The sequence below is a fragment of the Oribacterium sp. WCC10 genome (assembly GCF_900113415.1).
GTDB lineage: Bacteria > Bacillota > Clostridia > Lachnospirales > Lachnospiraceae > Oribacterium.
In genome coordinates, this window is sequence record NZ_FOPH01000041.1 from 1 (window position 1) to 7,747 (window position 7,747).

Below are 7,747 nucleotides of genomic sequence, written 5' to 3' on the forward strand. Positions count from 1 at the left end.
CGAACTCTCATCTTAAATGTTAAGAGATTTCTCTCTTTAAGTTCTTCCTCTGTTTGTCATCGTTGAGCTTGTGGCTCACCGATGATCCTGCTTGCGCAGGACGCCGATCATAGATCGGTGCATATCGTTCCGGAGTTTTCTGATGAAAACTCCTTCAACTCAAAACTAAAGCTTGGCTTTTCGTTCTGTCCGTTTCTTTACTGCGAATAAATTCGCTTGACCATATTTGGTCGTTTGCTTCCGAGTCCTTTCGAACTCTTCCGCTCTGAATTTTCTTTTTCAAAGAATCTTCAGGGTCTGTGTATTAATCGATCTTTGATTTTCAAGGTTCTTATGTCCAGAAAACTTAGTTCCCTGCGACAGCTTGTTTACTATATCAAATCAAATGAACACTGTCAAGCAAATAGAATTATTTTTTTCTATTTTTTGTATTCACGTGAAGTGCAAAGTTTAATTCCACAGCCTGGGTCAGTTTTAAGTATAAATCAATAAGAAAGGAGAGCTTTATGAACTCTCAAAAGAAACGGATTAACATCTATATATCTTTAGATACATCAGAACGTTTAAAACAATACGCATGGGAAAAGCATACAAATGTAAGTCAGTTGATAACCGATTGGATCTGGCACGCAAGAGTAAAGAATGAACAGATTCGCGGTCAGCAAAGTTTGGAACTGCAATAAATCTTCATAAAAACAGCCCGCAGCTGTATGGCTGCAGACCGCATCAGAGGTGGAAATTAGTCTTCAGGATTGTCCTGTCTGCTAAGCTCTGCCTCTGTTTCCTGTTGTATAAATCATAGTAAAATGCTAGGTAAATAGACATTTCTACATCGTTTTGTCGAATTATATCCATTATATGGGCTGAGTTCGTAAGACTCGATTCCACTATTTTTAGAATATCCCAAAAGTGGAAATCACCTTTTCACTTCAGCTTTTTTGTATTCATACATTTTACTTAATCAATTCCACTATATAAATCCTAGCAAAGTAAAAAAATAAGCAGAACCAATATCTAACCTATTTTGATCAGTACCACTAGACTATTAAGAGTTTAGAGTTCCTATAATTAATCTGAATCATCTTAACCTTTACTTATCTCTTTATTCTTCCTTCTAATTCATAATATTATCAAATATTCTAATAAAAATATTTGCTTGTTTAAGCATATTAATCCATGTCCCTTCTCTATTTATCTGATTCATCATACTCACTACAAAATCATTTTTTGGTAAAATTTCAATTATGATTAAGAATATCCAAATATATAATACTGATTCTACTAATCCAAGTATACTTCCTGAAATTCTATTAAAAACTGTCAAAACAGGTAAATCAGCTATTCTTTCAAGCAACTTAAATAAGATCTTAACAATTATTGTTACAACTACTAATAGTAGAATAAAAGTCAATACTGATATTATAAATCCAGTCATTTTATCTACGACTATATCTGTAATCTTATCAAGTCCGATAAAGTCATAAAATGTCTCTATACTGTTTTGTTGATTTGATTCAATAGTCTGTTTTATTAGCTGTTTTGTTATTGTATCCTTATTCTCTATTTGATTATTAATAACTACTTCGCCTGGAATAGAATTTATATTATCTGAAATATTCTTATATATATTTGTTTTTATATATTTTTCTATGTATTGATTATTCATCAACCATTCCTGTATTTGTGGACGCAGGTACCTGGTTATTGCTAAGGAGATAATAAATGATACCAGATTTGAAGACATCTTTACCAAACCTTTGTAATAACCGCAAATAAGCATGATCGCCATAAAGGCAATCACGCTTATCTGAATCCAATCATTCTTTATTATTTCATATACTTCTGACATATGTTAACCTATAAAGCAATCTTCTCTCAAAATAAGTCTGTCATCTTTATCATACTTGGTATGGAATACTCCAGTCAGTTTTTTGCCTATTCCAGGATTCTCAGCCTTATCCGCAGCTTCTTCTATTAGTTCCTCTGCACTTGCTTTATTTAATGAAATACCATCTTCCTGCATGATTTCTATTCTTTCATATAATGCTAAAACTGTCTTTCCCGGAAGAACACAATCTATTTGCTTTGCATATTCCTGAGCATATGTTGCAAAATCATCTATGTCCATTTCTTTATAATAGTCAGAAGGTAATTCATCTTTATCATCTTGTATATTACTATTTACTACTTCATCAAAAGCATTAGTGTCATCTATATCCGAGCTGGTATAATCCATACTTTCATTTAATGAATTAATGCTTTTCTCCCTGTTATTCTCATCTATATTTTTTGATTCTATAATATTCTTTTCTTCTTCGAAATCAATATTAACATCCTCTACAAGATCCTCATCATCTACATCTGATACCAAATCAAATTTCTTGATGAACATTGGACGATCTTCTGCCATTCTATCGAATCTATCAACTTCATCAACTAAAACAACCGAACTCGAGTCTTGCAGCGAATCAATATATTCAGCTATTTCATCAACAACCTCATATCTTAGAGCTCCGGCTTCTTCAATGATCAGATCCTTTCCTTCTATCTTTGACTGAAATGCAGCAAATCCTTTTTCATTAAGTTTTTCAGAATTAGTCTTAGCTACTTTAAAACTAAAACCATATTTATCGTGAAAATACTTTATTTCATCAACTGCTATCTTAAAGCCATCCTCCTTGGATTTAGCCTCAATTATCATATGATAGTTATTAAGTTCTCTCTTCTCAGTAGTCTCATCCTTTATATGAATATCATCTATTATAACTTTTTCATCAATATCAGTTTGTTTTGACTTTATTTCTTCTATTTCTGTATTAGTATCATCCGATTTTTTCGAATTATCTACTTCATTATCTGATTTGGATAGATTCTCATTTCCATTGTCATTCAATTCATCTTTTCGATCATCTTCATTCGCAGAAGAAGTATTCTCTACATTTCCATTTATATCATTATACTCTTCTGATACAATTTGAGTGTTTTCCTCATATTTATTTCTGTTCTCAACAAGGTCAAGCTGTTGTTCTGATAATTGACAGTATTTTTTCTTTAATTCCATTGCCTTATCAACATACTGTCCAAGTCCAAACAAAAGCATTACCTTATCACATGTCTTTATACATTCTTCCTCATACCCTGCATCAGAATATAGCTTTGCAAGCTCATAAAGCCATTTCTCATCTACATCTACCGAAGTATACTCTTCCAAAGGAGACACTAACTGTTCAGCAGAAGCACCCTTGGACTTTAGTATCATATATCTTAGAAGATATTGACGCGAATCATCAGGATTCATTTCACAAAATTCTCTATAGTATTCTTGAGCATCCTGTATATTTCCTGATTTTACAGATATTTCTGAAAGTTTATAGAGAAATCTTTTTCCAACAGGTGCACGTTCAAAAGCAAGAAGTAATATATCTTTTGCTTCTTCATATTCTTTATTAAACTCATATATTTCTGCTACAGAGGCTAGAAGGTTTGCGTTTCTTACTCGTCTCCAATCTATAGTATCTGCAATCTGCATTGCAGTCTTATAATCTCCCTGATCTGCCATTTTACGCATCTGTTCTGCTTTAATGTTAAATTCGTACTTATCCATTAAATATTTATACTCCTTAGCAGTTTAATTGATTTTTATTTATAGTATGACCCTTCCGTCTAAAGCACGTAACAGTGTTACTTCATCTATATTTTCTATATCGCCACCAACTGGAACTCCTGATGCAATACGTGAAACCCTAACACCTAAAGGCTTTATTAGTTTAGTTATATATGTAGCAGTTGTTTCGCCCTCTAGGGACGAATTTGTCGCTATAATAACTTCTTCTACATCATCCTTTAACCTTTCAATAAGTTCCTTAAGCTTAATATCATCAGGACCAATTCCCAACATAGGAGATATAGCACCGTGTAATACATGATAAACACCAGTGTACTTACCTGTATGTTCATATGCAGACATATCTCTGCTATTTTCAACTACCATTATCTGCTTATGGTTTCTTTGCTCAGACATACAGATCGGACATATATCTGAATCTGTTAATGTATAACAGATTTTGCAGTAATGAACATTTGATCGTGCCTTTAGTATAGATTCAGCTAATTGTTCCGCCTGTTCTTTTGGTGCATTTATAATATGAAATGCCAATCTCTGAGCACTTTTCTGACCTATTCCCGGAAGATGTGACAATTCACCAATAAGTCTTGAAATATCTTTAGAAAAATATTCCATTAGAAGCCAAGTCCTCCGGTCAACTTACCCATTTGTGACTGAGAATCCTCTTCTGCTTCACCTAAAGCCTGATTAATTGCTGCAAAAATCATATCTTCCAGTGTTTCAACATCCTGAGGGTCTACAGCATCCTTATCAATTTCAACATTTAATACTTTCTTTTCGCCAGAAACAGTTATCTTAACTGCTCCTCCACCAGCTTGTCCAATATACTGTTTCTTTGACAACTCTTCCTGTGTTTCCTCAAGTTTTCTCTGCATACGCTGATACTGCTTCATTAAATTATTCATATTCATTCCAGGCATTCCACCAGGAAATCCACCATGTTTCGCCATTCTTTCACCTTTTATCCTTCTGTTTCAATATTTATATTAATTTGTTCCAAGTCATCAGTAGTAACATACACTGTAGAGTTTTCTTTTTCTTCTGATAACTCAGTACTGAATTTTATCAACTTATTATATCTGTTTTCAACTACTTTACATAGCATATCCTTTGATTCTTCTTCAGATATAATCTTAAATCCTCCTTTACTTTTAGTAACTATGATCATTCCATCACGTTCCTTATTAGGTTTTACATATGTTTCTCTTAGAGCCACCGACACTACTGAGGATGGAACAGCAATACATATGTTTCTCCATTCTTTTTTCAGTAGTTGAAGATCATCATATTGTGCCTTAGGCAAACTAACTTTATTAGGCTTATTAGATAATACTGCTTTAGTATTAATTGTTTTAGTATCTACCACTTTTGATAAGTCTAATTTATTTCCAGTTGCATCAGAAAAATCGAAATTAGATATTTCTCTTTTTATTTCACTTAACTTTGCATTCAATCCTTCCAATGTTGCATCAGTTTCTGGAAAAGCCAACTTCATCAAAGTTGTTTCCAATAAAATTCTTTTTTGATTTGAATATCTTATCTGATTACTTAAATCACTTAACATTCTTATATATCTAAGAAGTTCCGTAGTTGAAAACAATTTCGAATCATCCTTAAGTTTTTGCAGATTCTCTTTTGACATATCTACAAGTCCTTGCAAATTATCTACAGTTTTGGCCAAAAGAAGATTTCTGATATACATTATAAGATCTGATATAAATTGACCAATTTCTCTTCCGTGCTCAATAACAGTTGAAATTATATTAAGCAATTCTTTTATATCCTTCATATTCAATGCTTCAATTACTTCTGAAAAAACAGATGTATCTACCGCACCAAGTATATTTAATGCATCTTCATATTTAATGCAATGTTCAAATTGAAAAGCTGAACACTGATCAAGCAATGATACTGCATCTCTCATTGATCCATCTCCAACTCTAGCAATATAGTCTAATGCCTCATCTTCAACATTTATACCTTCAGAATCAGATATTTCACGTAATCTACTTGCTATTGTATCTGTGGATATTCGTTTAAAATCATATCTTTGACATCTTGACAGTATTGTAATTGGAAGTTTATTTGGTTCTGTTGTTGCAAGAATAAATATTACATACTCCGGGGGCTCTTCCAAAGTTTTTAAAAATGCATTAAAAGCCGCCTGACTTAACATATGTACTTCATCTATAATATAAACTTTATACTTACCGTCAACAGGTGGATATTGAACCTGATCTCTTATCTGTCTAATATCATCAACTCCATTATTTGATGCCGCATCCATTTCAACTACATTCATACTAGAATCGTTCAATATAGATTTACAAGAAGAACATTCATTGCAAGGGTTTCCATTTATAGGGTTCTGACAATTAACTGCTCTTGCTAGAATCTTTGCCACAGAAGTCTTACCTGTTCCTCTCGTTCCACAAAATAAATATGCATGCCCGATTCTACCTGTCTTAATCTGATTTTTGAAAGATTCAGTGATAGGTTCTTGTCCTTTTATTTCATCAAATGTTTGTGATCTCCATTTTCTGTATAGTGCAGTGTAACTCAATTAAAAACCTCATATTTAACATTTATATTATAAAATTCTGTCAGTCTCCAAAGGAAATGCCTAAAAGCTTAGCTTCTTTAATTATTTGTGAATCTGGTTCAACAGTTTTAAGTTTCCCGGCTATATCTTTAAGAGGAATCTTTATTACATCATTTCCTTTTAACGCCACCATATTTCCGAATTCCTTCTTTTGTATTAACTTGGCTGCTTCAACTCCAAATCGAGTTGCAAGAACTCTATCATATGGTACCGGTGATCCACCTCTTTGTGTATGTCCAGGTACTGTTACTCTAACTTCTATTCCTGTTTTATCAAAGACTTTAGCTGCTAATTCATAAGACACTGATGGATATTTTCTATCAACTAATTTCTTTTTATAATCCTTCTTTGTTAATTTTGAATCTTCATATGAAATAGCACCTTCAGCAACAGCTATTATCGAAAACTTTGATCCTCGTTTATAACGTTCTGATATCTTATTGCAAACAGCATCTATATGGTATGGTATTTCAGGTATCAAAATAATATCGGCGCCACCTGCTAAACCTGCATATAAAGTCATCAATCCAACTTTATGTCCCATTATCTCTACGATAAATACTCTTGAATGTGATGCTGCTGTCGTATGTATACAATCTATAGCCTCTGTAGCAATATTGACAGCTGAATGAAATCCAAATGTCATATCTGTTCCCCAAAGATCATTATCTATTGTTTTTGGACATCCAATAACATTTAAACCTTCTTGTGATAATAGATTGGCTGTTTTCAAAGAACCATTACCACCAAGAACAACAAGACAATCTAAACGCAGTTGTCTATAAGTATGTTTCATAGCTTCTACTTTGTCTAATCCATTCTCATCTGCTTCACGAATCTGTTTAAAAGGAGTTCTTGATGTTCCAAGAATTGTTCCACCAATGTTTAAAATACCTGAAAAGTCTGACCTCTCTAACTTATGATATTCTGAATATATCAGGCCGTGGTATCCATCTTCAAAACCAAAAATTTCAAGATCATCAAATAGATTAAACAATGCTTTACCAACACCTCTCATAGTAGCGTTTAAAGATTGACAATCTCCACCACTGGTTAACATACCTATTCTCATTTAAGCTACTCCTTTCCTTTAATTAAAATATATTCACATATTATTAACTTTTTAAATTATACAAAGTATATATATCATTTTCAATCAAGTAGGATTTTTTAGTTTTTTACTTCATATAATAAAAAAAGATCACCAAGAGGTGATCTTAAAAATTGCGGGAGAAGGATTTGAACCAACGACCTTCGGGTTATGAGCCCGACGAGCTACCAGACTGCTCCATCCCGCGATATTCAATTAAGTTGTCTTCCCAAAAGATAATGGGGCCTACAGGGCTCGAACCTGTGACCCCCTGCTTGTAAGGCAGATGCTCTCCCAGCTGAGCTAAGACCCCATTCAGTTGAAATACAACTGTGAAACTCATACAGAGTTTCCGATGGATGGGGGTGGATTCGAACCACCGAAGTCAGTGACAACAGATTTACAGTCTGCCCCCTTTGGCCACTCGGGA

Annotated in this window: 6 protein-coding genes and 3 tRNA genes; all 9 read right to left on the reverse strand. The window is 33.3% G+C overall.

The features are described from left to right. Window positions 1–1,114: 1,114 nt before the first annotated feature. Window positions 1,115–1,849, reverse strand: a complete 735-nt coding sequence (locus tag BM294_RS15330) for a CvpA family protein (protein ID WP_091209929.1) — start codon at window positions 1,847–1,849, stop codon at window positions 1,115–1,117. A gap of 3 nt (window positions 1,850–1,852) precedes the next feature. Further along, complete coding sequence (locus BM294_RS15335; RefSeq protein WP_091209931.1) at window positions 1,853–3,604, reverse strand: tetratricopeptide repeat protein; 1,752 nt, start codon at window positions 3,602–3,604, stop codon at window positions 1,853–1,855. A 39-nt stretch (window positions 3,605–3,643) separates the two neighbouring features. After that, on the reverse strand, window positions 3,644–4,240 hold the full coding sequence (gene recR / locus BM294_RS15340) for a recombination mediator RecR (RefSeq protein WP_091209933.1): 597 nt from the start codon (window positions 4,238–4,240) through the stop codon (window positions 3,644–3,646). After that, window positions 4,240–4,575, reverse strand: a complete 336-nt coding sequence (locus BM294_RS15345; protein WP_091209934.1) for a YbaB/EbfC family nucleoid-associated protein — start codon at window positions 4,573–4,575, stop codon at window positions 4,240–4,242. Before BM294_RS15345 ends, recR begins: the two co-directional genes overlap by 1 nt. Window positions 4,576–4,586: 11 nt before the next feature. Beyond that, window positions 4,587–6,188 carry a DNA polymerase III subunit gamma/tau gene (gene dnaX / locus BM294_RS15350; protein ID WP_091209936.1) on the reverse strand — a complete coding sequence of 534 codons (1,602 nt, stop codon included), beginning with the start codon at window positions 6,186–6,188 and terminating at the stop codon, window positions 4,587–4,589. A gap of 40 nt (window positions 6,189–6,228) precedes the next feature. After that, window positions 6,229–7,299 carry a 6-phosphofructokinase gene (locus BM294_RS15355; RefSeq protein ID WP_091209938.1) on the reverse strand — a complete coding sequence of 357 codons (1,071 nt, stop codon included), beginning with the start codon at window positions 7,297–7,299 and terminating at the stop codon, window positions 6,229–6,231. A gap of 152 nt (window positions 7,300–7,451) precedes the next feature. Beyond that, window positions 7,452–7,525, reverse strand: a tRNA-Met gene (locus tag BM294_RS15360). Between the two features lie 32 nt (window positions 7,526–7,557). Continuing rightward, window positions 7,558–7,630: transfer RNA gene (locus BM294_RS15365), tRNA-Val, on the reverse strand. Window positions 7,631–7,673: 43 nt separating this feature from the next. Next, window positions 7,674–7,747, reverse strand: a tRNA-Tyr gene (locus tag BM294_RS15370).

Bases quoted from the DNA above. Each gene is read 5' to 3' on its own strand.
- BM294_RS15345 (WP_091209934.1), bottom strand. From the start codon at position 4,575: ATGGCGAAACATGGTGGATTTCCTGGTGGAATGCCTGGAATGAATATG.
- recR (WP_091209933.1), bottom strand. From the start codon at position 4,240: ATGGAATATTTTTCTAAAGATATTTCAAGACTTATTGGTGAATTGTCA.
- BM294_RS15330 (WP_091209929.1), bottom strand. From the start codon at position 1,849: ATGTCAGAAGTATATGAAATAATAAAGAATGATTGGATTCAGATAAGC.
- BM294_RS15335 (WP_091209931.1), bottom strand. From the start codon at position 3,604: ATGGATAAGTACGAATTTAACATTAAAGCAGAACAGATGCGTAAAATG.
- BM294_RS15355 (WP_091209938.1), bottom strand. From the start codon at position 7,299: ATGAGAATAGGTATGTTAACCAGTGGTGGAGATTGTCAATCTTTAAAC.